Genomic DNA, 25,606 nt, shown 5'->3' with positions numbered 1-25,606 from the left:
AGCTCAGTGGATGAGCACGGGGAGGGGAACCGCGAAGCGCGAGTCGGCCCATCCGGCGGCACCCGTGAACGACACCCGCAGCAGGTGGATGCCTCGGCCGAGGCTCGGCAGCGCGATGTCGAACTTGCCCTTCGCCGCCGCGGCGAGCGGGGCGGTCGCGATGACCTTGCCGCCGTCGGTCACCGTGACGGTTCCCTCGGGGGCTCCGTCGGAGACGACCTTGCCGACCACCTTGACCGGCGTGCCCGCCGAGGCGACCAGCTTGCTGGGCGCCGCGACGATCGACGTCTTCAGCGGCTGCTTCTCGACGAGCACGGCGACCGACCGGGCGGGGACCGTGACCGCGCCGGTAGTGGCGTTCCACGTCGTCGTCTTCACCACGGCGTCCGTCCCCTTCGCGAGAGCGGGCGTCAGCGCGAAGCCACGTCCGGCCAGAGCCGGGATCGTCTGCGTCGTCGCGTCGGGCGAGGCGTTGAAGACGACGAGCGCTCCCTTGAGAGCCGGGTCGACGTCCTTGCCCAGCAGGTCGTCGATGAGCATCACGATGACGCCGGGCGTGGCATCCGTCCCGCTGCTCGGGAAGCTCACCTTCTGCTCGATGAGCTCCGCCTTGCCGAGGCGCAGCAGTCCCACCTCGTTGCGCACGCGCAGCAGGTCGAGAGCGGATGCCTCGGCCGCGGCGATGTCGGACGCGCCGGGCTTGAGCGCCGGGTCGGCCAGCAGCGGGCGGTAGACGTCCCACTTGTCGGCGTTGTCCGCCGCGCGGGGAAGACCCGAGCCGAACGTCGACTCCTGGCCCGTCCAGTCGATCCGGTTGAACCAGTCGCCCGAGTTGTAGCTGTTGTCGTCGAGCGACTTCGAGCGCAGGAGTTCGGTTCCGGCGTGCCAGAACGAGGGCGACTGCGACAACGTCACCGTGGCGAGCGACAGGGTGTTCATCCGGATGCGGTCGGCCATCGACGTGTCGGTCGGGAGCTTCAGCACACCGAGGTCGTACAGCGTGTGGTTGTCGTGGGCGTCGACGTAGTTGATGACTTCGTCGGGCTGGTCGGCGTAGCCCGCGCCCGCCCCGCCGTAGTCGATCTCCTCCCCCGACTTCACCGTCCCGTCCGCGGCGGTGAACTCGAAGTCGCGCAGGTTGCCGGCGAGTCCGATCTTCACGAGGTCGGTCTGCTGGTCGAGGTTCCTCGCGTCGGGACGGACCGGCTTGCCGTTGGGGTCGGTCTCGAGCCCGGTGCCGAAGCCCTGCTCGAAGGTCGAGTCGACGACCGGGCTTCCGCCGTGCACGCCGTCGCGGAGCCGATCGTTGAAGGTGCCGATGCCGGTCCCGCCCAGGTTCCCCTGACGTGCCTGCTCGAAGAGCCGGTCGTTCTGCACTTCGCCGAAGTTCCAGCCCTCGCCGTACAGATAGATCGCCTCGCCGTCGACGCCGTCCTTCTTGAGCGTCAGCTCATCGAGGGCGTCGCGGATGGCGAGCATGTTGTCCTTCGAGTGGTGGCCCATCAGGTCGAACCGGAATCCGTCGACCTTGTAGTCCCGCGCCCACGTGACGACCGAGTCGACCATGAGCTTCTCGGCCACCTCGTGCTCCGTCGCGATGTTCTGGCAGCACGTCGAGGTCTCGACTCCGCCCGTCGCGTTGAGGCGGTGGTAGTAGCCGGGAACGACCTTGTCGAGCACCGACTTCTCGTCCTGGCCGGACTGCGCCGTGTGGTTGTAGACCTCGTCGAGGACGACCTGGAGGCCCAGTCCGTGGAGCGCGCCGACCATCGAGCGGAACTCGCCGACGCGTGCGCCGCCCTCGGGGTTCGTCGCGTACGACCCCTCCGGAACCGAGTAGTGGTACGGGTCGTAGCCCCAGTTGAAGGCATCCTGATCCGCGACCGCGTCGACGCACACCTGCTGCTGCTCCGAGTCGGCGGGCAGCGACGCGAGGTCGCACGCCGGCTCGAGCTGAGCGGCCGGGTCCTCCTCGATCGACGCGATGTCGAACGACGGCAGGAGGTGGACCGTGTTGATGCCCGCGTCCGCGAGCTGCTTCAGCTGAGTCGTTCCCGCGCTCTTCTGGGTGAATGCGAGGTACGTCCCGCGGAGGTCCTCGGGCACCGACTCGTCGGTCGCCGAGAAGTCGCGGATGTGCAGCTCGTAGATCGCGCGGTCGACGGGGCGGTCGACGACCGGCGCGGCCGTCTTCTCCCACTGCTTCGGCTTCCACTTCTTGTCGGAGAGGTCGATAGCGACCGACCGCTCCGAGTTCTCGGTGAGAGCGACCGAGTAGGGGTCGGTCACCTGGTTGGTGACGATCGACGTCTCGGTCGGGGCGTACACCACGACCTCCCAGAGGTACTCGTCTCCCTTGAGCCCGGCGTTGCCGCCGACGACGGTCCAGGTTCCGGATGCCGCGTCCCACGTCGCCTCGTGGCGGACGGGGTCGGTGGCATCCGGCGCCCACGTGAGGAGTGCGGCGCTCTGCGCCGTCGGCGCCCACAGGCGGAACGTCGGCTTGTTGTTCTTCGCGAACGTCACGCCGAGGTCGAGATCGGCGACGGCGTCGGCGTAGAGGTCGTCGAGGACGCCCGGGATCTGCACCCCCGTGAAGGCCGTGAGACCGCCGGCGGCGTTGCGCTGGGCGACCATCAGCTGACCCCGCAGGAGCTCGGCCACGTCCTCGCGATCCTGACCCTCGACGCGGAGTGCGAGGTAGGACGAGAGCGCCGGGAAGCGGGCCTTCTGCTCGGCGGTGAGGCCGCCGTCGACGCGCGTGAGCTCGATCGGCTCTCCGTCCCCGCCGGTCACCTCCCGCTCGGGTGTGAGCACGAGCGCAGCCGTCTGGGACGAGTAGAGCTCCCACGTCGAATCGGCGGTCGTACCGAAGCCCTCGTTCGGCACCGCGATCGTGTCGGCGTCGATCCAGTGCGCGGCGAGCTGCCCGGTGCCTGCGAGCGGCGGATCCTCGGAGGTCACCGTCAGGATGTGGGTCTCGATGTCGTAGCGGAACGTCGTGACCTTGCCGGCCGTGGCCGAGAACGCGATGTTCCCGCCGTTGCGTGCTCCGCCCACGCCGTAGTTCTCATCCCAGCTGCGGTTGTGCGCGACCTTGACCTCGTACGATCCCGTGGGCAGGTCATCGGTCGTGAACTGGTAGACGCCGTCGAAGTTCTTGTCGAACATCATGGTCGCGAGGCAGTCGGGCAGCCAGTCTCCGTTGTTCGCGCCACCGGTGCAGCCGAGCTCGCTCTGCAGACTGCCGGGCAGCGTGATGACCGGACCGTTCGCGGTCGTGTAGGCGTACTTCGTGCGCTCGTTGAAGAAGAACTCGATCTCGCCGCCCGTCTTCCACTCGAAGGTGATGTTGTTCGGACTGCCCGGAACCCCCTCGGGGCCGTAGTTCTCGTCCCAGCTCCTGTTGACCGCGATCTTGTACTCGTAGGGCGTCTCGCTCGCCGGGAGGTTCGCGATCTTGAGCGACCAGACATCACCGGCCTGCTTCGTCATCTGGATGCCGTCGCACCCCGGCTGCCAGTCGCCGGGGCACCCGACCTCGGAGTTGAAGCTGCCGGGAACGCTCACAGCCTCGTAGGGCTCGGTCGGCCCGTCCTGCGGCTCCGGCTCCACCGGCTGCTCGGGCTCCTCCGGCTCCTCCGGCGGCACCGTGAGGTCGACCTTGTTGCCCACCGAGGCGTACGTCGAGTCGGCGGAGCGGTTGCCCGCGGCATCCGTCGACACCGCGCGGTACTCCACCAGCGTGCCGGGCTCGAGTCCCCGGATGTCGTGGAAGACGCCCGGCGTGGTGTCCTCGGCCGTGCCGAGGGCGTTCCACTCGTCGGATCCGGCGACGCGCCACGCGAAGCTCGTCTCGCGCCACGACTCGTCGGCGTCGGCGGTGACGGCCACCGAGCCGGACAGGCCGGCCCCTTCGGCCGGGGCCTGGACCTCGATCGGGGCGGCCGCGGCGGGGGCCGAGACGGGCCGGTCGGCCTTGTACACGCGGGCGGACAGAGCCGGGACGGTGACGGATGCTGCAGCCGCGGCATCCGTCGTCACGGCGTCGCCGCCGCCGTACACCGGCGTGAGCGTCGCTCCCGCGGTGAGCGTCGTGAGCGACACAGTCTGCGCCGTCGTGGCGTTGTTGACCGCGACGAGGTACTCCACCTTGTCGTCCCGGTCGACGCGCGAGAAGGCGTAGACGCCCGCCCCCGCGGCGGCGTACCGCTCGATCTGGGCGCCGTCGACCAGCGTCGGGTGGTCTGCGCGCAGCTGCGCCAGCCCGGCGATGTGCTCGTAGACGGGCGCATCCGTCGCATAGCGGTCCTGCGAGCCCGCGGTCTCGCCCGTGATGAGCGTCTGGTCGACGTACTCGGGCACCTGCGAGGCGAAGAGGGTCTGGCGGGCGGCGCGATCGCCGCCGTTGCCGGCGAAGCCCTGCTCGTCGCCGTAGTAGACGACGGGCTGGCCGCGCCCGAGGAACATCAGGTCGTGCGCGAGGAGGCTGCGCTCGAGCTTCTGGTCCCGCCCGTCGAGCAGGAAGCCGATGCGGCCCATGTCGTGGTTGCCGACGAAGGTCGGAAGAGCCGTCGCAGACGACGTGGGGGTCGTGTAGCGGTCGTCCTCCGCGTACAGAGCGCCGAGGTCCTTGGCGGCACCGCCGCGCACGAAGGCCTGCGCGCGCGACTGGAAGGCGAAATCGAGCACCGAGTTCATGTCCGAGTCGCGCACGTAGGGGGCGAGCTTCGATGGGTCGGCGTCGAAGACCTCGCCGAACATGAAGAACTCCGTCTTGCCCTGGTCGTATGCGTAGTCGAGCACTTCGCTGGACCACTTCTCCCAGAACTCGAAGTTGACGTGCTTGGCGGTGTCGATGCGGAAGCCGTCGATGCCGAGGTCGATCCAGCTCTGGTAGACGTCGATGAAGCCGTCGACGACGGTCGGGTGCTCCGTCATCAGGTCGTCGAGTCCGATGAAGTCGCCGTAGGTGACGGACTCCCCCGACCACGTCGAGTCGCCGCGGTTGTGGTAGAGCGTCGGGTCGTTCAGCCACGCCGGGACCTTGACGTCCTTCTCGGCGTCGGCGATGACCGGCGTGTACGGGAAGGAGGTCGCGGGGTCGAGCGCGGGGAAGGTGTCGGTGCCGGCGTAGTCGTCGGGGTCGAACACGTTGCCGTTCTCGTCGCGGTAGGGCTCGGTACCCTTCGGGATGTAGCTGTACTGTCCCTCGGCGTAGTCGATGACGTCGGCGGTGTGGTTGGTGATGATGTCGAAGTAGACCTTGATCCCGCGCGCGTTGGCGTCGTCGATGAAGGCCTCGAGCTCCTCGTTGGTGCCGAGGTGCGGGTCGATCTGGGTGAAGTCGGTGATCCAGTAGCCGTGGTATCCGGCCGAGACGTTGTCGCCGGTGCCCTGCACGGGCTTGTTCTTGAAGCTCGGCGTCAGCCAGATGGCGGAGGTGCCGAGACCCTCGATGTAGTCGAGGTTCGCGCGGAGCCCGGCGATGTCGCCGCCGTTGTAGAAGCCCGTGCTCGTCGGGTCGAACCCTGTGGACAGACGGTCGCCGCTCAGGCCGCCCTGGTCGTTCGACGGGTCTCCGTTGGCGAAGCGGTCGGTCATGACGAAGTAGAACTGCTCGCCGTCGCCCGGCTGGCGCACGGGCGCCGCGACGAGGGCGTCGTCGTCGGCGGAGTAGCCCTGCCGGATCGACACGACCTCGATGCCGATGAGGTGGGAGGTGTCGTCGTAGGTGAACCGCAGCGTGGACGGGCCGCCGACGGTGAGGGGGATGTCGCCGCCGCCCTTGACTCCATCCGCGCCGTAGTTCTCGTCCCACTTGTCGTCGAGGGCGACCTTGTAGTTGTACGTGCCGGCGGGCACGTCGAACTCGGCGGAGTAGAGGTTGGGGTCCGCCTCCGTCTGCGCGAGCTCGGTGGCAGCGCAGTCCGGCAGCCAGTCGTCGGCACACCCCAGCTCATTCTGCAGCGAGCCGACGAGGGCGACGCTGCGTTCGGCCGCCGCCGCGGGAGCGGCGAGGAAGGTGACGCCGCCGGTCAGGACGAGCGCGGCAGCGGCGAGGGATGCGAGCACGCGGCGGCCGCGTGCAGTGGTCGTCTTCGACACGAGATGGAGCTCCCAGGATGCGGGGGCACGGCGACGTGCCCACAGGCGGTCCTGTTGAGGTTATAAGCGTTCTCCCAGGATTGCAAGCGCTTACATCATGAGAACCGACTCATCTTCGGCTGCAGCACGATCCGGCCGAAAACGCTTGCAGTGCGCGTCCATGTCGATGGCCAGTCGACCAGGACGCACCAGACCTCCGACATCGCGTCGACGGCGCGTTTCGCCTGCGCGGCTGCGCCGCTCCGCTCAACGACCGGAGGACGGCGCCCTCGCGCGCAGAGCGCGGCTGAGGCGCGTCGGCGACTTCGTGACGGGGCGCCATCGCCCCGTGGCATCCCACCAAGTCGGACCGCGCACCTCGGGGACGCCGCCCCTCATCCGCACCTTCCACCCGCTCGAGTCGATGGTGCGGTGGTGGTACCAGCACAGCAGGACGCCGTTATCGGTATGGGTCGGACCCCCGACCGAGTGTTCGAGGACATGGTGGATCTCGCACCACGCCGCCGGCACGTGGCATCCGGGGATGATGCATCCGCCATCGCGCAGCGTGATCGCCTTGCGCTGGTGGGCCGCGAAGACGCGGTCGCTGATGTCGATGGAAAGGATGCGGCCGCGAGCGTCGGTCGTGACCCGCTGCACGGCTCCCGTGCACGCGACCTGCCGAGCGACCGCGAGGGAGACCGGCTCGTCGCACCCGTCGATGTGCGCGTGTCCCCGACCCTCAGCGAGGTCACGACCGTCGACCGGGACGACGAGGGTCGGCGCCGCGCCGCCGATCGTCGGCAGCTGACCTGACCGCGCGGCCATGGCGAGGATCGCGGCGAGCGCGTCGTGCTGCTTCATGGCGCGCGTGCGGGAATCGACGGCCGCCGCGAGCGAGTCGTCGTCTTCGACGAAGTACGGCCCGGCCGGGACGTCTGGCCCATCGCCCTTGGGGTTGTTCACGCTGTCGAGCAGTCGCTGCAGCTGCGCGGCGACCTCGGGCAGCAGATCGCCGCGCGCGGGCACGACACCGTCGCGGCAGACGCCTATCGTGAAGCCACGCTTGCGGAGTGCGCGCGATTCGCGCGGCTCGGTGCCGTCCTGATCGAGATACATCGCCCAGACTCGTGCCTGGAGTCGGAGGTCGTCGGCGCACGGCGCGGGCGCGCGATCCTCGCCGGAGCCGACGGCGGATGCCGCGAGCTCGGCGTCCGCCGCGAGACGCGCGTCGGCCGCGCAGCGGGCGGAGTTCAGGGCCTCCGCCACGGTCACGACGGCGTCGACCCCGATCTCGCCGTCTGCCAAAGCCGATCGCATCGCGGGATAGGCCGCCCCCAGTACCTCTCCCGTCGCCGGCGACACCGGCTGCCGGACCGCGCGGGACGCGCACAGCAGCTCGCCCACCCGGCGACCGGAGACACGCGTCGCGCGCTGCACGAGCTCCTTCATCGAGCGGCACCCGTGCCGCCGGGTCGGCCGGTCGTCGTACGGCGCGGTGTCGTCGCGCTCCTGCACCTCGGCGACGGTGGCGACGAGAACGGCCTCGGCGCAACGCACGACGCCGGCAGCGGCGGCCAGGACTGCCATGATCTCGTCCGGGTTCATACGACGCAGGTCAGATGCGCCGAAGGCGGAATCGAGAGCTTCGCCGAGCGCGCGTTCCACGTCGCAGAGAGCGGCGGCGAGGCTTGTCATGACCCCATTCTGCCGATGGCCACCGACATTCCCGCTCGAAGAACATGCAGATCAGCCGCGGAAACTCAGTCCTGTGCACCGCCGATCCCGCAGGCGCTCGGGGAGGAGACGGGGGTCTTCGCCAGCAAGACCGGAGCGGGGCCGGAACTGCCACGAGGGAGCCATTCGTGGGGAACTTCGACTTCGTCCGGGACCGCTGGCCGAAAGTCTTCGACGTGTGCGGCAACATCGACTTCTTCAACGAGGAGGTGCCCCGAGGCATCCGTCTCTTCCTCGCCCTCGCTGTGGGAGCGGACGTTCCTGCTGCGGGGGCCCGACGTTCGGAAAAGTGCCCGTGACTTGCCTTTTTTCTTTCCGGGGCTATGGTGAGGGCATGTCCCACCTCAGCCTTGGCCTCGCCGCGGAGCGTCCTGCTGACGCCGCCGCGCGGCTGGCGGGACGTGCCGGCACGCGCCACGAAGGGCCGCAGCCGCTCGAGCGCGGGTCGGGGGCTGATGAGCTCTACCGACTCGTGACCCGCGCTTCGCCGCCGTGAATCCGTGACCTCACGGACCCGTCCGGCTACCCAGCGCGTCGCATCTGCGGCGCGCTTCTGCTTTTCACCCCGAGGAGGTTGCCATGCGCACCGATCTGTTCCGAACCCCGCGACGACGAGGAGATCTCGCGCCCGTCCCCGAGAAGCAGATCGCGAGGTGGCTCGACGATGGGGGCGCCCCGCGTGTCGAGTGGCGCGGCGAGCCTGCGCCCGTCACGTGGTCGCCGGTCGCGCTGAACGCTCGACTCGACGCACAGCGGGCGCTCGAGGCGCTCCCCCGGCGCTCGACAGGCGTTGCGGCACGAGCGCGCAGCACGCTCGGCCGGATCGTGTCGCAGGTCAACCGCCGCGAGATCGAGCAGCACTCGGCGATCGCAGAGCTGCGCGAACTGACGGCCCGGCTGAGCGAGCATCGGGCGGTGGAGCAATCGCAGCGGGGTCCCAGGGACTGGCAGCTGCTGCACGCTCGGGCGAGCGGACTCGGCGCGCCGGTGCGGCACCGCGTCCTGGTCACCGCGATCTCCGGCGCGACCGCGCCAGGAGTCTGACATGCGCACCGACAGACCCGCTGGAACCACGATGTCGGCCGGCGAGCTCGCGCAGGCCCGGCGACTGCTGGAAGCCGAGTTGGACCGCCGCCAAGACATCATCCGCGAACTCGAGCCGCGCGCGATTCCCACGATCGACCCCGTCGCATACCTGACCGCCGCCGCGACGCGGCGCGTCATGGACCAGATCGACGCGGCTCTGGATCGCATCGCCGAGGGCACCTACGGTCGCTGCGTCCGCTGCGGGGCGGCGATCGTCGCAGGTCGTCTGGAGGTGATCCCGCACGCGGAGACGTGCATCGAGTGCCAGAACGACGTCGAGGCGGCCTGACCCGGCCCACCGGCCTCGGCGTCAGAGGCGTTCGATGATCGTGGCGTTCGCCATGCCGCCGCCTTCGCACATCGTCTGCAGCCCGTACCGGCCGCCGGTCGCCTCGAGGTGCGCGACGAGGGTGCCGAGCAGGCGCGTGCCCGACGCGCCGACCGCGTGGCCGAGCGCGATGGCACCGCCCCACGGGTTGAGCTTGGCGGGATCGGCGCCGGTCTCGCGGAGCCACGCGAGCGGCACCGAGGCGAACGCCTCGTTCACCTCGTACGCGTCGAGGTCGTCGATCGTGAGCCCCGATCGCTCGAGTATGCGCTCGGTCGCCGGAATCGGCCCCGTCAGCATCAGGAGCGGGTCATCCCCCACCACCGCGAAGGAGTGGAAGCGCGCGCGCGGCGTCAGCCCGAGCGACGCCGCCTTGTCCTCGCTCATGATGAGGACGGCGGATGCCGCGTCCGTCAGCGGCGACGAATTGCCGGGGGTGATGCGCCAGTCGAGCTCCGGAAAGCGCGCGGCGAGGTCGTCGGTGCGGAAGGCGGGGCCGAGCCCGGCGAGGGTCTCGGCCGTCGTTCCGGGACGGACGGTCTCGTCTTCCGTGACGAGGGCGGCCTCCGAGATCGGGACGGGGAGCACCTGGCTGTCGAAGCGGCGCTCGGCCCAGGCATCCGCCGCCCGCTGGTGACTCCGCGCCGAGTAGGCGTCGAGCTCTTCGCGGCCGAGGTGCCACCGCTGCGCGATGAGCTCGGCCGAGACGCCCTGGTTGACCAGGCCGGCCGGGTACCGCCGACGGATCCCCGCCGACGTGGAGCCACCCTGACGCGACGAGCCGAGCGGCACGCGGCTCATCGATTCGACCCCGCCCGCGATGACGACGTCGTAGGCGCCCGCGAGAACGCCCTGCGCCGCGAAGTGCGCGGCCTGCTGGCTCGAGCCGCACTGCCGGTCGATCGTGGTCGCGGGCACGCGCTCGTCGAAGCCCGCAGCGAGCACCGCCTGGCGCGCGATGTTCATGGCCTGGTCGCCGATCTGGCTCACGCAGCCGAGGAGCACGTCGTCGATCTGCCGTGAGTCGAGGCCGCTGCGGTCGAGGAGTGACGAGATGACGAAGGCCGCCAGGTCGACGGGATGCTGGGACGACAGCGCGCCCCCCGGCTTGCCCTTGCCGGAAGGGGTGCGGACGGCGTCGACGATGACGGCGGTGCGGGTCATGCATCCATCATCGACCCGATGGCCGGGTGCGGGGGGGTCGGACCCTGGCGCGCGAGGGGGCGGGCGTGGGAGGCTGGCGCCGGGACCGGAAGCCGGCTCATGCGCGTCGATCGGAGGACAGTGTGGCCGTGGACATCTACCTGCAGCTGCCCGGCATCCCGGGAAGCTCCGTCGAGCGCGATCACCGGGACTGGATCGAGGTCGCGGGCGTGACGTGGGGTCTGGAGCAGGCCGGCGCGCCCGGCGCGGGGCCGGGTGGCGGGGCCGGACGATCGGGCAGGGCGACGCAGCATCCGCTCGTGGTCACCGCACCGACGTCGATCGCATCGCCCCTGATCTTCGAGGCGATCGCGAAGGGGACGAACGTCGCCACCGCGCGGCTGGATGTGGTGCGCCCGTCGGACGGCGGCAGCGCCGTCGTGATCCGGTGGGACTTCGCCGACGTCCGGCTGATGCGGCTCGACATCTCGGGCGCGCAGCCGGGCTTCACCGACCTGTTCGAGCTCGTGGCGAAACGAGCGCGCCTGTCCGTGACGCAGGCCGACGCGCACGGCGGCGCCGAGGAGCCGGTGACCCGCGGATGGGACTTCGCTGCACACCAGCCGTGGTGAGCGGCCCGCCGCGCTAACCGGCCCTGCGCCCGTCGGCCGTCGCGTAGGTGCTCCTCTGCTCGATGACGGCGAGGGTGCAGCGCGAGATGCAGACGAGCTTGCCGGCCTCGTCGACGATGCGGATCTCCCACACCTGACTGCGCCGGCCGAGCGCGGCCGGCGTCGCCGTGGCGGTGACCCACCCCGAGAAGACCGGCCGTATGTGGTTGGCGTTGATCTCCTGGCCGACGACGTGGAACTTCTCGCGGTCGACCGTCAGGAATCCCGCCCACGACGCGAGAGTCTCGGCCAGGGCGACGGAGGCACCGCCGTGCAGCACTCCCGCCGGCTGCACCGTGCGATGGTCGACCGGCATGCGCGCCACCAGCGCATCGTCGCGGACTTCGAGGATCTCGATGCCGAGGTTCTCGATGAGCGTGCGGCCCGCCATCGCGTCGAGCTCGGCGGCGGAAGGCTGAGCGTGCCAGATGCTCACACCGCCGCCTCTTCGGCGCGCTCGGCCGCCTCGACCTGGGCGGCGTCGGCGACATAGCCCTCGATGTGCCTCTCGTCCGGGCCGTTGTAGGCCGACAGCGGCCGGATGAGGGCGTTGGACGCCGCCTGCTCGATCGTGTGCGCCGTCCAGCCCACGACGCGCGCGGCCACGAACAGCGGCGTGAAGGTGAGGGTGTCGAACCCCATGAGGTGGTACGCGGGGCCCGAGGGGTAGTCGAGGTTCGGGTAGATCCCCTTGCGCCCGACGAACTCGCTCTCGAGCTCGTCGTACAGCGCCGCCAGCTCGGCGGCGTCGTAGTGCTCGACCAGTGTGTCGAGGGCCGCCTTCATCGTCGGGACGCGGGAGTCACCCTTCTTGTAGACGCGGTGGCCGAATCCCATGATCTTGCGCTTCTCGGCGAGCGCCTCGTCGAGCCAGGGCCCGACGTTCTCGGCCGATCCGATCTCGTCGAGGATGTGCATGACGGCCTCGTTCGCGCCGCCGTGCAGCGGGCCCTTCAGGGCTCCGATCGCACCGACGACGGCCGAGTACAGGTCGGCCATCGTGCTCGTGATGACGCGCGCCGTGAAGGTCGACGCGTTGAACGAGTGCTCGGCGTACAGGATCATCGACACGTTGAACGCCGCGGCCACGGTGGGGTCGGGCTCCTCGCCGAAGGTCATCCACAGGAAGTTGCGGGAGTAGTCCAGGTCGTCGCGCGGCTCGACGAGCGCCTGTCCGCGGCGGCGGCGCTGGTCGTAGGCGACGATCGCGGGGAGCTTGGCGAAGAGGCGCTCGGCCTTCTCGAGGTCGGAGAGCTGGGAGCTGTCGAACGCGGCGGGATCGGATGCCCCGTACACCGAGACCGCGCTGCGCACGACATCCATCGGGTGCGCCTCGAGGGGCAGCAGGTCGATCGTCTGCTTGACGTTCTCGTCGAGCGCACGGTTGGCGCGCTCCCGCGCACGGAACGATGCGAGCTGCTCGTCGGTCGGCAGCTCGCCGTACCAGAGCAGGTAGGCGACGGCCTCCACGGGCTGCGTCGCGGCGAGCTCCTGCACGGGATACCCGCGGTACAGGAGGGAGTTGGTCTCGGGATTGACCTTCGAGACGGCCGTGTAGTCGACGGTGACCCCGGCGAGGCCCTTCTTGATGTCGATCTCTTCGGTCATGTGTGGCTCCTTCGCCCGCTCTCAGCGGCTGATCTGGAACTTGAAGACGTCCTGGTCGAAGTGGTTGTAGGCCTCGTAGTCGATGAGGTCGTACAGGTCGGCGCGGTGCTGCATCTCGCCGAGCTTGGAGGTGAGATGCCCCTCGTCCGTGAGCGTATCGAGGGCACGGGATGCCGCGCCCATCGCGATCCGCAGGAGCGAGACGGGCCAGATCACGATGTTGACCCCGACATCGCGCAGCTGATCCACACTGAAGAGGTCGGACTTCCCGAACTCCGTCATGTTCGCGAGGATCGGCACGTCGATCGCCCGCCGCACCGCCTCGAACTCCTCGAGCGAGCGCATCGCCTCGGGGAAGATCGCATCGGCCCCGGCATCCACCAGCGCCTTCGCGCGGTCGATCGCGGCATCCATCCCCTCCACCGCGCGGATGTCGGTGCGCGCCATGAGGAGGAAGTTCGGGTCGCGACGCGCGTCGGCGGCCGCGCGGATGCGCTTGATCGCGGTGTCCTCGTCGACGACGGCCTTGCCGTCGAGGTGGCCGCACCGCTTGGGATTGATCTGGTCCTCGATGTGCGTGCCCGCGACGCCGGCGTCCTCGAGGGTCTGGATCGTGCGCGCGACGTTCATCGGCTCGCCGAAGCCGGTGTCGGCGTCGATGAGCGCCGGAAGGTCGGTCATCCGCGCGATCTGCTGGCCGCGGCCGGCGACCTCGGGAAGGGTCGTGAGCCCGATGTCGGGCAGGCCGAGGTCGGCCGAGAGGACCGCGCCGGAGATGTAGACCCCCTCGAACCCCTTCTGCTCGATGAGGCGAGCCGAGAGCGGGTTGAAGGCGCCGGGGAAGCGCAGGAGCTCTCCCGAGGAGAGCCGCTCGCGGAACAGCCGCCGCTTCTCGGCCGCGGGCACGGTGGAGTAGAGCATCAGTCCATCCCCCCGCCTCGAAGTCCGGAGAAGGTGACGAATTCCGGACGCATCGGGCCGATGGCTCCGAAGCCGACGCGATTCTCCGAGGTTCGTGCGGTCCGGTGGGCCGCGCCGCACATCAGAAGAGACCCTTCGGCGCCGGGGCCATCGCGAGGACGCCCAGCTTCGCGACGATCGTCAGCTGCTGCACCTCGGCCGGGGTGAGCTCGGGGAGGCGCTCGGCGAGATCGAGGAACCGCTCGATCTCGGCGGGCGCCAGCACGGGCTCGGCGAGGAGCCGGAACTTGCGGACGTAGTCCTCGCGGACGAACGGCCGGGCTCCGAGGGGGTGCGCGTCGGCGACGGCGATCTCCTCCACGATCTCCCCGCCGTCGGCGAAGGTGATGACCACGCGGCCGCCGAACGCCTTCTCGCCCGGGTCGTCGGAGTGGTACCGGCGCGTCCACTCCCCGTCCTCGGCCGTCGTGATCTTGTTCCACAGCGCCACCGTGTCGGGCCGGCCCGCGCGCTCCGGCGTGTACGAGTCGACGTGGTGCCAGCCGCCGTCCTGCAGGGCGACGGCGAAGATGTAGGGGATCGAGTGGTCGAGCGTCTCGCGCGACGCCGTCGGGTCGTACTTCTGCGGGTCGTTCGCCCCCGAGCCGATGACGTAGTGGGTGTGGTGGCTCGTGTGCAGCACGATCGAGGCGACGTTGTCGGGCGCGAACGCGTCGGGGTGCTCGCGGTGGAGCTTGCGTGCGAGGTCGATCCACGCCTGCGCCTGGTACTCGGCCGAGTGCTCCTTGGTGTAGGAGTCCAGGATGCCGCGCTTCGCCTCGCCGGGACCCGGGAGCGGGACGTAGTACGAGGCATCCGGTCCGTCGAGCATCCAGGCGATGACGCCGTCCTCCCCTTCGTAGATGGGGGACGGCGACGTCTCCCCGCGCATCGCTCGGTCGACGGCCTCGACCGCCATCTTCCCCGCGAAGGCGGGGGCGTGCGCCTTCCACGTCGAGATCTCGCCCTTGCGGCTCTGGCGCGTCGCCGTCGTCGTGTGGAGCGCCTGGCCCACCGCCTGATAGATCGTCTCGACGGGCAGGTCGAGCAGCGTGCCGATCCCGGCCGCGGCCGAGGGACCGAGGTGCGCCACGTGATCGATCTTGTGCTTGTGCAGGCAGATGGCGCGGACGAGGTCGATCTGGACCTCGTACCCCGTCGCGATTCCCCGGACGAGCGCGGCGCCATCGGCTCCGACGTGCTGGGCGACCGCGAGGATCGGCGGGATGTTGTCGCCCGGATGCGAGTAGTCGGCCGCGAGGAAGGTGTCGTGATAGTCGAGCTCGCGCACCGCGACGCCGTTGGCCCACGCCGCCCATTCCGGCGAGGTGCGGCGCTCGAGCGCGCAGCCGAACACCGTGGCGCCGTCGCCGCCGATCGAGACGGCGTGGTCGAGCGCCTGCTGGCGCGCTGCGCTGACGGGCGCACGGGTGAGGGATGCCGCGGCGACGGCGGCATTGTCGATCACCCGGTTGATGATCATGTCCACGACCTCGGAGTCGACCTCGACGGGGTCGGCGGCGACTTCCGCGATCTTCCACGCGAGCTGCTCCTCGCGCGGCAGCGGCTCTTCGCTCCGATAGACGCGGACGTGGTGCGTGAGGGTCATGCTGCTCCCTGTTCGTGATGGTCGTTCGCCCCGATCGAGTCGAGGATGCTTCGGAGGGCGTTGTGCAGGTGCACGTGCGTCGCGGCCGCCGCGAGGTCGCCGTCGCGCTCTGCGATGGCCGAGGCGATCAGCCGGTGCTCGGCGACCGACTCGGCGAGCCGGGGCGGGTTGTCGCGCGCGAGGCGCCGGACGCGCACCAGATGCGTGCGCACGGTGCGCAGCGCCGCGTGGAGATAGCCGTTGCCGACCGCGGCATCCAGCGCCTCGTCGAAGCGCTCGATGAGCGCGTAGTAGTCATCGGTCGCGGCGCTTCCGTCGACGGATGCCGCGGCGAACCGGTCGGCGAGGTCGCGGAAGGTCGAGGCATCCCCCCGCTCCGCCGCGCGACGGGCCGCCGTCTCCTCGAGCGCGCGCCGCACCTCGAACAGCTCGCGGATGTCGCCCGCATCGACGTCGCTGACGACCGTGACGCGCGGAGACTGCTGGACGACGAGCCCGTCCGCGGCGAGGCGTCCGAGGGCCTCGCGCAGCGGAGTGCGGCTCACGCCGAGGCGGGCGGCCTGCTCGACCTCGCCCAGGACGGAGCCGGGGGCGAGCCGCCCGGACTGGATCTCGTCCAGGAGGGTCCGGTAGGCGCGGTCACTGGCGCGCATGGCCGCTCCTCTCCCTCGAAAGCACACCTCAGTGTATACAAAAGACGGCGCTTTCGCTCCGATGGCGGATTCTATGGTTGCTTTCGTATACAGACTTGTCGATTCGCCGCGGATATCGAACGGCCGCCGTGAGGATAGCGTTAGCAATATTCACAAAGTTGTGAAAAGCGCATACCGTGCGCTGTATGGCACCAGTCATCCGCACGAGCGGCCTCATCAAGCGCTACGGCCGCCACAACGCTCTCGACGGACTCGACCTCGAGGTGTCGGCGGGCGAGATCCACGGGTTCCTCGGCCCGAATGGGGCGGGGAAGTCGACCACGATCCGCGTCCTGCTCGGGCTCGCGCGGCCTACGACGGGTGAGGCGACCGTCTTCGGCGAGGATCCCTGGCACGGCGCGGTCGCCCTGCACCGCAGGATCGGCTACGTCCCCGGGGACGTCAGCGTCTGGCCGAATCTCTCGGGCGGCGAAGCGATCGACCTGCTCGCTCGGCTGCGCGGCGCCGACCGGCGCGACGCCGCGTATCGCGAGAGCAAGGCGCGTCTGATGCAGGAGTTCCAGTTCGACCCGCGCAAGAAGGGACGCGCCTACTCGAAGGGCAATCGGCAGAAGGTGGCACTGATCGCGGCCCTCTCGGTGCCCGCCGAGCTCTACGTCCTCGACGAGCCGACGAGCGGACTGGACCCCCTCATGGAGGTGGTGTTCCGCCGTGAGCTGGCTCGCGTGCGGGATGCCGGGGCCACCGTGCTGCTCTCCAGCCACATCCTCAGCGAGGTCGAGCAGCTCTGCGACCGGGTCTCGATCATCCGGTCCGGACGCATCGTCGAGTCCGGCACGCTCGCGGAGCTCCGGCACCTGACCCGGACGGAGGTCTCGTTCGCCGCGAACGGCGGCGGAGTGCCTCAGGTGCCGGGCGCCCACGACGTCGTGATCGACGAGGGGCGGGTGCGCTTCACGCTCGACAGCGACGCCGTCGCGGCAGCCCTTCCGACGCTCGGCGCGCTCGGTGTCGAAGGACTGCGGATCGAGCCCCCCTCGCTCGAGGAGCTCTTCCTCCGCCACTACGGCGACGACCCCACCGTCCTCGAAGAGGCGGAGGCCCGATGAGCCGGTTCGCCGCGCTCCTGCGGCAGCGGCTGCGCCGCGACTGGGTGCAGCTGGTCCTGTGGATCGGCAGCACGGCCCTCCTCGCGTACGCGTCGTACGCGGGGGTCCAAGATACCTATGGCACCGAGCAGCAGCGCCGCTCGATCCTCGCCGCTGCGCTCGCCAACCCCGTCATCCTGCTGTTCCGCGGCCTGCCGTCGGGGGCCGGGGACGGCGCGTTCATCGCCTTCCTCATCGTTCCCTTCCTGTGCATCATGGCCGCGCTCATGTCGTCGTTCCTCGCCGTGCGTCACACGCGCGCGGACGAGGAGACGGGCAGGGCCGAAGCGGTGTCGGCGACGGCCGCGGGACGCGCTCTTCCGACGCTGGCGACCGTCGTCCACGGCGTGCTCGCGAACGCGGCGCTCGGGATTCTCATCGCGCTGGTCTTTTTGAGCGTCGGTCTGCCGGCGGACGGATCGGTCCTCGTGGGGCTCTCGGCCGCAGCGGTAGGCATCGTGTTCCTCGGCGTCGGCCTCGTCGCCTCGCAGCTCATGCGCACCTCCCGCGGCGCGAACTCGGCGGCCACCACGGTGCTCATCGCCACGTTCCTTCTCGGCGGTCTCGGAAACGCGCTCGGCACGCCGAGCGACGACCTGACACGCATGGAGAGCACGTGGCTCACGTGGCTCTCACCTTTCGGGTGGGCGGAGAACACCAGGGCTTACGACGAGAACCTGTGGTGGCCGACCGCACTGCTGCTGGGGACCGCGGTCGTGCTCATCGCCGTCGCGATCGCGCTGCAGTCGGTGCGCGATGTCGGGGCCGCCTTCGTGCCCGAACGCCGGGGTCGTCGCGACGCACGCCCGGCCCTCTCCTCGAACACCGCGCTGGTGTGGCGCCTCACCTATCCCGCGATCATCGGCTGGGCGATCGGCGCAGCCTTGACGGGACTGCTCGCGACGAGTCTCGGCTCGGTCGTCGACCAGCTCGGATCGGAGAACGAGGCGATCGCGGCCGTTCTGAAGCAGCTCTCGGGAGGCGGGTCCCTCGATGAGGCCGTCATCACGACCTTCTTCATCATGGTCGGCATCTTCGCGGCGTGCTGCGCGGTGCAGACCGTCGTGCGCGCCCGCCAGGAGGAGACCCACGGCACGGCGGAAGCGGTCCTGGCGACTCCGGTCTCGCGCGTGCGCTGGCTGGGCGGGTTCCTCCTCGTGGGACTTCTCGCCGTCATCGTCATCGCCGCGACGGCCGTCGTCTTCGCGTGGCTGGGCCTCGTGGGAGCGGACGGGAACACCGACCTGCTGACCGATGTGATCGTCGCGGGCGCGGGACAGGCCCTCGCGGGTGCCGTGTTCCTCGTCGTGACCGCGGTCGTCTTCGTGCTCGTGCCGCGCCTGACGATCGGTCTCGGCTGGACGCTGGTGGTGCTCGCGACGGTCCTCGGCCTCTTCGGTCCGCTGCTCGGCGCGCCCGAGTGGACGACGAACCTGTCTCCCTTCGCCGTCACGCCCTTCGTCTCAGGAGGCGAGGTCGACCCGCGAGGTGCGGTGTGGCTGGGGCTGGCGGCGCTCGGCGGGGCCGCGGCATCCCTCGCCCTCATGCGCCGTCGCGAACTGGCGCCCGGCGGATAGGAGACGTGTTGGGGGAAGAGCATCCGGGCGTCGAAGCCGCCGAGCAGGCCGCGGCGATGCTCACGGCGGCGGGGATGGCGCGCATGCCGGCGCGCGTCATGATGGCCCTCGTCGGCTCGCCGGACGAGGGGTACACGGCGGCGGAGCTCGGCCAGCGCCTCGGGGTGTCGGCAGCGGCCGTCTCGGGCGCCGTGCGCTACCTCACGTCGATGCGGTTCATCCACCGCATCTCGCGCCCGGGCGACCGCCGCGACCGCTACGACATCGCCGACGACGCCTGGCACGGCATGATGACCGCCAACGCGCCGCTGTACGCGCGTCTGGCGGCGTTCATGGACCAGATCGCTGCGGACAACGGCGACGCCCCGCTGTCGGCCGCTCGCGCGCGCGACGTGGCCGACTTCCTCCGCTTCCTCTCCACCCGGATGCCTCAGCTCGTCGACGAGTGGCGGGCGCAGCGACCCGATCCCGGCGCCGGGTAGCCTTGCGCGAGTGACCTCCGACGACAGCTACACCGTGGCCACCGACGGCGCCTGCAAGGGGAATCCGGGACCTGCGGGATGGGCGTGGGTGGGCGAGGACGGCAACTGGGCCGCCGGCTCGCTTCCGGTGGGGACGAACAACATCGGCGAGCTTCTCGGCCTGCTCAAGGCGATCGAGGACCACCGCGATGTCCGCAATCTCGTCGTCCAGGCGGACTCGAGATACGCCATCGACACCTACGAGCGGTGGATGGACGGGCACAAGCGGCGCGGCTGGAAGACGTCGGCGGGATCCCCGACGAAGAACCGCGACCTGCTCGAGCAGCTCATCGCGGCGCGCGACGAGCGGCGTGCCGCGGGCCTGCCCGACGTCGTGCTGGAGCACGTCCGCGGACACTCCGGGCACGTGCTCAACGCATGGGCCGACGAGCGGGCGGTGCGCGCGTCGGAGCACGCCGCCAAGGGCATCGAGTCCGCCTGGTCATCGCTCGGTTCGCACCCCAAGCTCGACGTGTCGGTCGCCCCGAAGAACGGGCGCTGACCCCTCGAAGCAGATCTAGCCTGGAAGGGTGGCAGAGCAGCCCGATCCGCTCCGCGCCGAGCTGCAGGCGCTGCAGGTCCGCGCCTATGGGCCGGATGCCGACATCCATGCCGATCCCGCCGCCGTGGCGAGACTGCAGGAGCTCGAGCAGGCCTTCGCGCATCGGCGGTTCCACGCCGAAGGTGTCGGAGAGGACGCGACCACGCCGGCGCACGGACGAAGCGGCGAGCGCGCGGCGGATGCCGAGGCTCGGCGCGACGCGCGGTCGAGGGCCGTCGCGACGGACCGCGACGCACGGTCGAGGGCCGTCGCGACGGACCCCGGCGGCACCGCATCCGGAGGCAGGGACACCGCTCCACGACGCCCCGCGGCGCGGCGTCGTCCCGCGGCGCGCCGGCGGGTCGCGTGGACGCTCGCGGGCATCGCCGCTGCGACCGCCGCTGCCACCGCCGTCGCGGCGGCGCTCGCGGTCAGCCCCCCGGCGACGAAGACTCCCGCGGACGCCGGGTCCGGCATCCCGCGCACCTCCGTCAACACCACCGAGGCCGCCTCGCGCACGAGCGCCTACCTGCAGTACATCGAGGGCAAGCGCGATGAGGTGCTCGGCCTCCCGGGCGCGGAGGCGGTGGCCGCCCGCATCCTCCGCAGCGACTTCCGGCCCCACGGCACGCTGTACGGCCGGCTCGTCGGCGTGGGGCGCACCCTCGACGACCGTCTCTGCATGATCATCGAGGACGCGCCGACCGCGCGGGTCGTGTGCCTCTCGACGCCGTGGGCCTCGCCCGTCACCGTCGTCTTCCCGCTCGCGGATTCCGCGGCCTTCTCGCGGGGTGAGCCCGCCTACATCGGATACACGCTGAGCGCCGACGGCGCTGTGGTCGCGACCCCCGGTATCGACCCCGCCGAGGCACACGCCGGCACGCCCGGGCGGACGGCCGCGCCGTGGCACGGACCTCGGTGAGTCAGACGTCCGCGAGCCGCGTGGCGAGGGCATCCACAGCGGGACGCTGACCCTTCACGAGCCGATCGCGAGCGCGGGCCAGCGGCATCCACTCCACGCGATCCACCTCCGGGAACGATTGCCTGCGACCGGATCGCGGCGGCCACTCCAGCTCGAACTCGCCGAAGGCGAGGCCGTCGAGCGCGAATCCCGCGCCGTCGGCGACGAACACCGAGATGCGCTTGCCCGACGAGTACGCCCACGTCCCGAGCTCCGCGTACGGCCCGGGCGGGGGCTTCAGTCCGAGCTCCTCCTCGAACTCCCGCAGCGCCGCGTCCAGGGGCGACTCGGACTCGGGCCGGTACTCGCCCTTCGGGATCGACCAGGCGCCGTCGTCCTTCGCCGCCCAGTAGGGCCCGCCCATGTGGGCGATGAGCACCTCGGCCGCGGCATCCTGCACTCGATAGAGCAGGAGCCCCGCGCTGTGGACGGGCATGCGAGCTCCTTCCGGCAGAACTGAGGAGATCCGCGCTTCTGCGGACCGATCGGCCCGATCGGATCCGAGGTTACGCAGATCTCCTCAGTTGTGCGCCGGGTCAGGCCGGGCGGCCCTTCGGCGAGACCTCGTAGGTCTTCTCGGGGTCGCGCTCCGCGACGCCTCCGAGAGCCGTCTCGATCGCGGACATCGTGTCCGCGTCGAGCGTCACGCCCGAGGCCTTGACGTTGTCGGCGATCTGGTCGGGGCGGGATGCTCCGACGAGCGCCGCAGAGACGTTGGGGTTCTGCAGCACCCACGCGATCGCCAGCTGCGGCATCGACAGACCTGCGTCGGCCGCGATCGGCTTGAGCTTCTGCACGGCCTCGAGGACCTCGTCGCGGAGGAAGCGCGAGATGAACTCCGCACCGCTCTTCTCATCCGTCGCCCGCGAGCCCTCGGGCACGGGCTGACCAGGCAGGTACTTGCCCGAGAGCACGCCCTGCGCCATCGGCGACCAGACGATCTGCGAGATCCCGAGCTCTTCCGAGGTCGGGATGACCTTCTCCTCGATGACGCGCCAGAGCGCCGAGTACTGCGGCTGGTTCGAGACGAGCTGGAATCTCAGCTCCTTCGCCAGCGCCGCGCCCTCGCGCAGCTGCTCCGCGGTCCACTCCGAGACGCCGATGTAAAGCGCTTTGCCCTGGCGCACGATGTCGGCGAATGCCTGCATCGTCTCCTCCAGCGGTGTCTCGTAGTCGTACCGGTGCGCCTGGTAGAGGTCGACGTAATCGACGCCGAGCCGCGTGAGCGAGCCGTGGATGCTGTCCATGATGTGCTTGCGCGAGAGCCCCTGGTCGTTGGGGCCCTTGGGTCCGGTCGGCCAGTAGACCTTCGTCAGGATCTCGAGCGACTCCCGCCGCTGCCCTTCGATGGCCTTGCCGAGCACGACCTCGGCCGCCGTGTTCGCGTACGCGTCGGCGGTGTCGAACGTCGTGATACCGGCATCCAGCGCGGCGTGCACCGTCGCGATGGCGGCGCTGTCGTCGACCTGCGAACCATGCGTCACCCAATTGCCGTAGGTGATCTCCGAGACCTTGAAGCCGCTGTTGCCGAGGTAGCGATACTGAACCATTCCTCGATTCTCGCCGCTTCGGTGATCCTCGGGCTCCGCTTGACAACTTCCATCTACAGCGTTGTAGAAGCCGCCGAGTCCGACCGGAACACCACACCGATCCCCGGTCGTCGAGCGAGGGCGCGCAGCGCCGCAGACGAAACGACCGGCACCGGGACCGCGTCGAGCGGAACCCCGGGGGTCAGGCCTCCGCGCCGCGGGCGATGTCGGCCCGCTCGCGCCAGCTGCGAGCCGTGACGCGATCGAGCGCCACCTGGCGGCGCAGGGCGTCGGCCTGCTCGTAGAGAGACGGCTGACCCCAGCTCGTCATCACCTTCACCAGCACCGGCAGGAGCTCGATCATGAAGAACAGCCCCGCGATGAGCCAGTGGGCCCACGCGAGGATCGGCTCGCGGGCCGACAGCCGCTCGAGCCCGCTGATCTGGCTGAGCAGGCCCACCGCAGCGGCATTGCCGGTGGCGACCTCCGAGGCGCGGGCGTCGTACGCGGCGAGCGCCGCCTCGTACTGCTGGCGCGCGGCCGGCAGCTCGTCGCGCGCCTGCTTCTTGTTCTGCTCCTCGGAGGCCGCCGCGTCGGCGGTGCCGGCGGCCTGCGCCGCAGCGAGATCGGCCTGAGCGGCCGCGAGCTGCGAGGCCAGGTCGTCGTACGACGCCTGCGCCTGGGTCAGCTGGTCGTTCGCGGCCGTCGAACTCGCCCCCTCACCCGCCACGCCGCTGCACCCGGCGACGTCGCCCGCGCCCTGCCCCGTCAGCTCGCACTGATAGATCGCGCGCGCCTGATCGATCACCTGCTGCTGCGCCGCGAGCTTCGCGGTGAGATCGTCGACCGTCGCCTGCGCCGAGGCCGCCGAGGCGGAGGTCGTCTCGGCCCCCGCCACGACGCCGCTCGCAGCCTGGCTCTCCAGGGCCGCGACGCGTTCGCCCGCGGCATCCAGCGCCTGCTTCTCGGGCCCGCTCGTCACGGCGTCCTGATCCGACTGCGCCTGCACGAGGTTCGTGGTGGTCACCTCGCGAGCGATGTCGTTGTGGAAGATCTGCAGGACGAGGGGCTCGGCCACGACGACGCCGATGACCGCCGCCATGATCACGCGCGGGATCGCGAGGCCGAGGAGCCTGCCGATGCTGTGCGTCGAGCGCATCGTCGAGGTGAGGAAGCGGTCGAGATTGAAGATGATCAGCGCCCACACGAGCGCAAGGGGCACGGCTCCCCACGCCACGATCCGGACACCGGTCGTGAGCGCAAAGTACATCGAGATCGCCGAGATGAGCGCCGTGCCCGCGATGACGAAGAACATCTGGACGAAGCGCGGCGTCTCGGTGGGCACCTGGTCGAGCACCGATCCGTCGGCGCCGCCGAGGATCGCGAGGCGCCGCCATCCCGAGCCACGCTCGCGGCGGCGCGCCGCGCGCGTCTGGCGGAGGGGAGGGACGGATGCCGCGGCAGCCGCTTCGGCGGCCGGCTCGGCGGTCTCAGGGCCGGCCGGGCCGGTGTCCTCTTCCCCGGTCCTGGCGGGCTCGTCGACCGCGCCCCATTCGCCGATCGCCGGGGGCGAGTCATCCGCCTCCTGGTCGGATGTCGTCGCGACCGGCCGGGTCGGATTCATCGCGAGGGCGTCCTCGAGGAGGTCGCGCGTCGCGGGGAAGGGATCCTCGGGACCCTCGTCGTCGGCGGCCGCGCGGTCGTGGCGCTGGTCGGCGGCCTGTGCTGCGCGCACGTCATCGAGGTAGAGATCGTCGGCCGTTGCGCCGTCGACCTCGAACTCGATGCGGCCATCGGAGCCGAACCGGCCCGGCCGGTGCACGGAGAAAGACATCCGCACAGCCTAGGAAACACAACCTGTGCGCCAGGTGAGTTCGCGGCATCGAGTTCCCGAGGCCGGACGCGTTTCGTCTCGCTGCGCTCGCTCAACGACCGGGCGGCCGGCCGGCGCGGCGGAGGGTCAGTCCTCGAGCGGGGTGACCGCGGCGACGCGCTGGTCGTCCTCGGTCGCGACGAGCTGCCCGCACGCGCCGTCGATCTCCTTGCCGCGCGTGTCGCGGAGGGTCGTGGGGATCCCCGCGTCGTTGAGGCGGCGCACGAACTCGTTCTGCGCGGCCTTCGTCGAGGACGTCCAGATCGACCCCGGCGTCGGGTTGAGCGGGATCGGGTTGACGTGCACCCAGCCCCGGCCGCGGGCGTTGAGCTTCTCGGCGAGGAGGTCGGCGCGCCACGGGTGGTCGTTCATGTCCTTGATGAGCGCGTACTCGATCGAGACCCGGCGGCCGGTGCGCTCGAAGTACCCGCGCGCGGCGTCGAGCGCCTCGTCCACCTTCCACCGGGAATTGACCGGGATCAGCTCGTCGCGCAGCTCGTCGTCGGGAGCGTGCAGCGACAGCGCGAAGGTGACCGGGATGTCCTCGTTCGCGAGCTTGTGGATCGCCGGCACGAGGCCGACGGTGGAGACCGTCACCCCTCGGGCGCTCATTCCGAGACCGTGCTTCTTGTCGGTCATGACGCGCACGGCCTGAATGAGCCGCGCGTAGTTCGCGAGCGGCTCGCCCATGCCCATGAAGACGATGTTGGTGACGCGCTCGCCGGGGTGCTCCGCCGGCCCGAGCCCGCCCTCGCGGATCAGGCGGTTCGCGCGGACGACCTGCTCGATGATCTCGGCCGCCGACATGTTGCGCGTGAGGCCGGCCTGGCCCGTTGCGCAGAACGGGCAGTTCATGCCGCAGCCGGCCTGCGACGAGACGCACAGGGTGATGCGGCCGGGGTAGCGCATGAGCACGGACTCGACGAGTGCGCCGTCGTGCAGCTTCCACAGGAACTTGATCGTGTCGCCCTTGTCGGTCTCGAGCCGGCGCACCTCGGTCAGCAGCGGCGGAAGCATGCCGTGGACGAGCTCCGCGCGTCCCGCCGCGGGGAGGTCGCTCATCTCGCCCGGGTCATGCGTCCAGTGCGTGAAGTAGTGCTTCTCGAGCTGCCTGGCGCGGAAGCCCGGCATCCCGAGCTCCTTGACCTTCTCGACGCGCTGCTCGGGCGTGAGGTCGGCGAGATGCACAGGCGGCTTGCCGCGCTTGGGCGACGCGAACTGCAGGAGCGGCCGGCCCTCGGCATCCTTCTTCTGCGTCCAGCCCTCCGTCTTGGGGCGGACCTGCAGCACGGGCCCCGGAGTGGAGACGGGCGTCTCGGGACGCGCCGGACGGGCGGGGGGACGCGTCGAAGTCATCCCCCCAGGTTAGGCGACGCACCTGCGCAAAGGCTGGCCGCACGGTGGCGCGGAGTATATGACCCAGGCGGCCGAAACATCGGTGATGACTGGGCGTGGCGCGTGATCCCGATCCGTGAGAGGGTTCTCGACATCGGGCCCCGCGTCGCGGCATCTCGTCGGTCGGTCTGGGTGCTGGGGTCGGTCCGGGTACTGGGGTCGGACCGAGCGCGGGCGTC

At 70.5% G+C, this 25,606-nt stretch carries 20 protein-coding genes; 8 read left to right on the top strand and 12 right to left on the bottom strand.

Annotated features, from left to right (window positions below; all coding sequences use genetic code 11):
• Positions 1-3: 3 nt before the first annotated feature.
• Together pulA and EV279_RS04365 are read right to left on the bottom strand one after the other, a co-directional pair.
• Positions 4-6,108 carry a pullulanase-type alpha-1,6-glucosidase gene (pulA, locus tag EV279_RS04370; protein ID WP_133541682.1) on the bottom strand — a complete coding sequence of 2,035 codons (6,105 nt, stop codon included), beginning with the start codon at positions 6,106-6,108 and terminating at the stop codon, positions 4-6.
• A 246-nt stretch (positions 6,109-6,354) separates the two neighbouring features.
• Entirely contained in the window at positions 6,355-7,785 is a 1,431-nt protein-coding gene (locus tag EV279_RS04365) for an HNH endonuclease signature motif containing protein (protein ID WP_133541681.1), read from the bottom strand.
• 618 nt (positions 7,786-8,403) lie between these two features.
• On the opposite strand from EV279_RS04365, the gene EV279_RS04360 reads away from it, so the two are divergent.
• On the top strand, positions 8,404-8,868 hold the full coding sequence (locus EV279_RS04360; protein ID WP_133541680.1) for a hypothetical protein: 465 nt from the start codon (positions 8,404-8,406) through the stop codon (positions 8,866-8,868).
• A gap of 1 nt (position 8,869) precedes the next feature.
• Positions 8,870-9,199, top strand: coding sequence for a TraR/DksA C4-type zinc finger protein (locus EV279_RS04355; protein ID WP_133541679.1), 330 nt, complete (start codon positions 8,870-8,872; stop codon positions 9,197-9,199).
• Positions 9,200-9,220: 21 nt separating this feature from the next.
• Here the strand turns inward: EV279_RS04355 and EV279_RS04350 are convergent, their stop codons facing one another.
• Positions 9,221-10,402, bottom strand: coding sequence for a thiolase family protein (locus EV279_RS04350; protein WP_133541678.1), 1,182 nt, complete (start codon positions 10,400-10,402; stop codon positions 9,221-9,223).
• A 128-nt stretch (positions 10,403-10,530) separates the two neighbouring features.
• On the opposite strand from EV279_RS04350, the gene EV279_RS04345 reads away from it, so the two are divergent.
• Positions 10,531-11,013, top strand: coding sequence for a type VI secretion system tube protein Hcp (locus EV279_RS04345; protein ID WP_166644438.1), 483 nt, complete (start codon positions 10,531-10,533; stop codon positions 11,011-11,013).
• A gap of 13 nt (positions 11,014-11,026) precedes the next feature.
• Here EV279_RS04345 and EV279_RS04340 read toward each other — a convergent pair whose 3' ends face one another.
• From EV279_RS04340 to EV279_RS04320, 5 genes are all read right to left on the bottom strand, one after another.
• A complete protein-coding gene (locus EV279_RS04340) occupies positions 11,027-11,488 on the bottom strand; it encodes a hotdog fold thioesterase (RefSeq protein ID WP_133541676.1) in 462 nt (153 codons plus the stop codon).
• A complete protein-coding gene (locus EV279_RS04335) occupies positions 11,485-12,660 on the bottom strand; it encodes a bifunctional 2-methylcitrate synthase/citrate synthase (RefSeq protein ID WP_133541675.1) in 1,176 nt (391 codons plus the stop codon). Before EV279_RS04335 ends, EV279_RS04340 begins: the two co-directional genes overlap by 4 nt.
• 21 nt (positions 12,661-12,681) lie before the next feature.
• Positions 12,682-13,581 carry a methylisocitrate lyase gene (gene prpB, locus EV279_RS04330; RefSeq protein WP_133541674.1) on the bottom strand — a complete coding sequence of 300 codons (900 nt, stop codon included), beginning with the start codon at positions 13,579-13,581 and terminating at the stop codon, positions 12,682-12,684.
• Positions 13,582-13,702: 121 nt separating this feature from the next.
• Positions 13,703-15,229, bottom strand: a complete 1,527-nt coding sequence (locus EV279_RS04325; RefSeq protein ID WP_133541673.1) for an MmgE/PrpD family protein — start codon at positions 15,227-15,229, stop codon at positions 13,703-13,705.
• Positions 15,226-15,882: a GntR family transcriptional regulator gene (locus tag EV279_RS04320; RefSeq protein ID WP_133541672.1), complete on the bottom strand. Its 657-nt coding sequence runs from the start codon at positions 15,880-15,882 to the stop codon at positions 15,226-15,228. Before EV279_RS04320 ends, EV279_RS04325 begins: the two co-directional genes overlap by 4 nt.
• A gap of 185 nt (positions 15,883-16,067) precedes the next feature.
• On the opposite strand from EV279_RS04320, the gene EV279_RS04315 reads away from it, so the two are divergent.
• From EV279_RS04315 to EV279_RS04295, 5 genes are read left to right on the top strand one after another with little or no spacing between them, the layout of a single operon-like run.
• Positions 16,068-16,991, top strand: a complete 924-nt coding sequence (locus EV279_RS04315) for an ABC transporter ATP-binding protein (protein WP_133541671.1) — start codon at positions 16,068-16,070, stop codon at positions 16,989-16,991.
• Positions 16,988-18,607 (top strand): polyketide antibiotic transporter, encoded by a 1,620-nt coding sequence (locus tag EV279_RS04310; RefSeq protein WP_133541670.1) that lies wholly within the window; start codon positions 16,988-16,990, stop codon positions 18,605-18,607. The genes EV279_RS04315 and EV279_RS04310 overlap by 4 nt, the downstream gene beginning before the upstream one ends.
• A gap of 5 nt (positions 18,608-18,612) precedes the next feature.
• A complete protein-coding gene (locus EV279_RS04305) occupies positions 18,613-19,089 on the top strand; it encodes a helix-turn-helix domain-containing protein (protein ID WP_243728433.1) in 477 nt (158 codons plus the stop codon).
• A 10-nt stretch (positions 19,090-19,099) separates the two neighbouring features.
• Positions 19,100-19,630 (top strand): ribonuclease H, encoded by a 531-nt coding sequence (locus tag EV279_RS04300; RefSeq protein WP_133541669.1) that lies wholly within the window; start codon positions 19,100-19,102, stop codon positions 19,628-19,630.
• 28 nt (positions 19,631-19,658) lie between these two features.
• Positions 19,659-20,591 carry a hypothetical protein gene (locus EV279_RS04295; protein WP_133541668.1) on the top strand — a complete coding sequence of 311 codons (933 nt, stop codon included), beginning with the start codon at positions 19,659-19,661 and terminating at the stop codon, positions 20,589-20,591.
• A gap of 1 nt (position 20,592) precedes the next feature.
• Here EV279_RS04295 and EV279_RS04290 read toward each other — a convergent pair whose 3' ends face one another.
• The 4 genes from EV279_RS04290 to rlmN form a co-directional block, all read right to left on the bottom strand.
• Complete coding sequence (locus EV279_RS04290; RefSeq protein WP_133541667.1) at positions 20,593-21,066, bottom strand: NUDIX domain-containing protein; 474 nt, start codon at positions 21,064-21,066, stop codon at positions 20,593-20,595.
• 100 nt (positions 21,067-21,166) lie between these two features.
• A complete protein-coding gene (locus tag EV279_RS04285; RefSeq protein WP_133541666.1) occupies positions 21,167-22,180 on the bottom strand; it encodes an aldo/keto reductase family protein in 1,014 nt (337 codons plus the stop codon).
• 181 nt (positions 22,181-22,361) lie between these two features.
• The gene (locus EV279_RS04280; RefSeq protein WP_133541665.1) at positions 22,362-23,993 is read right to left on the bottom strand and encodes a DUF4407 domain-containing protein; all 1,632 of its coding nucleotides are present in this window, start codon (positions 23,991-23,993) and stop codon (positions 22,362-22,364) included.
• A gap of 126 nt (positions 23,994-24,119) precedes the next feature.
• Positions 24,120-25,388, bottom strand: a complete 1,269-nt coding sequence (gene rlmN, locus EV279_RS04275) for a 23S rRNA (adenine(2503)-C(2))-methyltransferase RlmN (protein ID WP_243728432.1) — start codon at positions 25,386-25,388, stop codon at positions 24,120-24,122.
• Between the last annotated feature and the right edge of the window lie 218 nt (positions 25,389-25,606).

Origin of the sequence: Microbacterium sp. BK668 (assembly GCF_004362195.1) — a bacterium.
In the GTDB taxonomy this organism is placed as follows: Bacteria; Actinomycetota; Actinomycetes; order Actinomycetales; family Microbacteriaceae; genus Microbacterium.
This window is presented reverse-complemented; position numbering and strand designations above follow the sequence as displayed.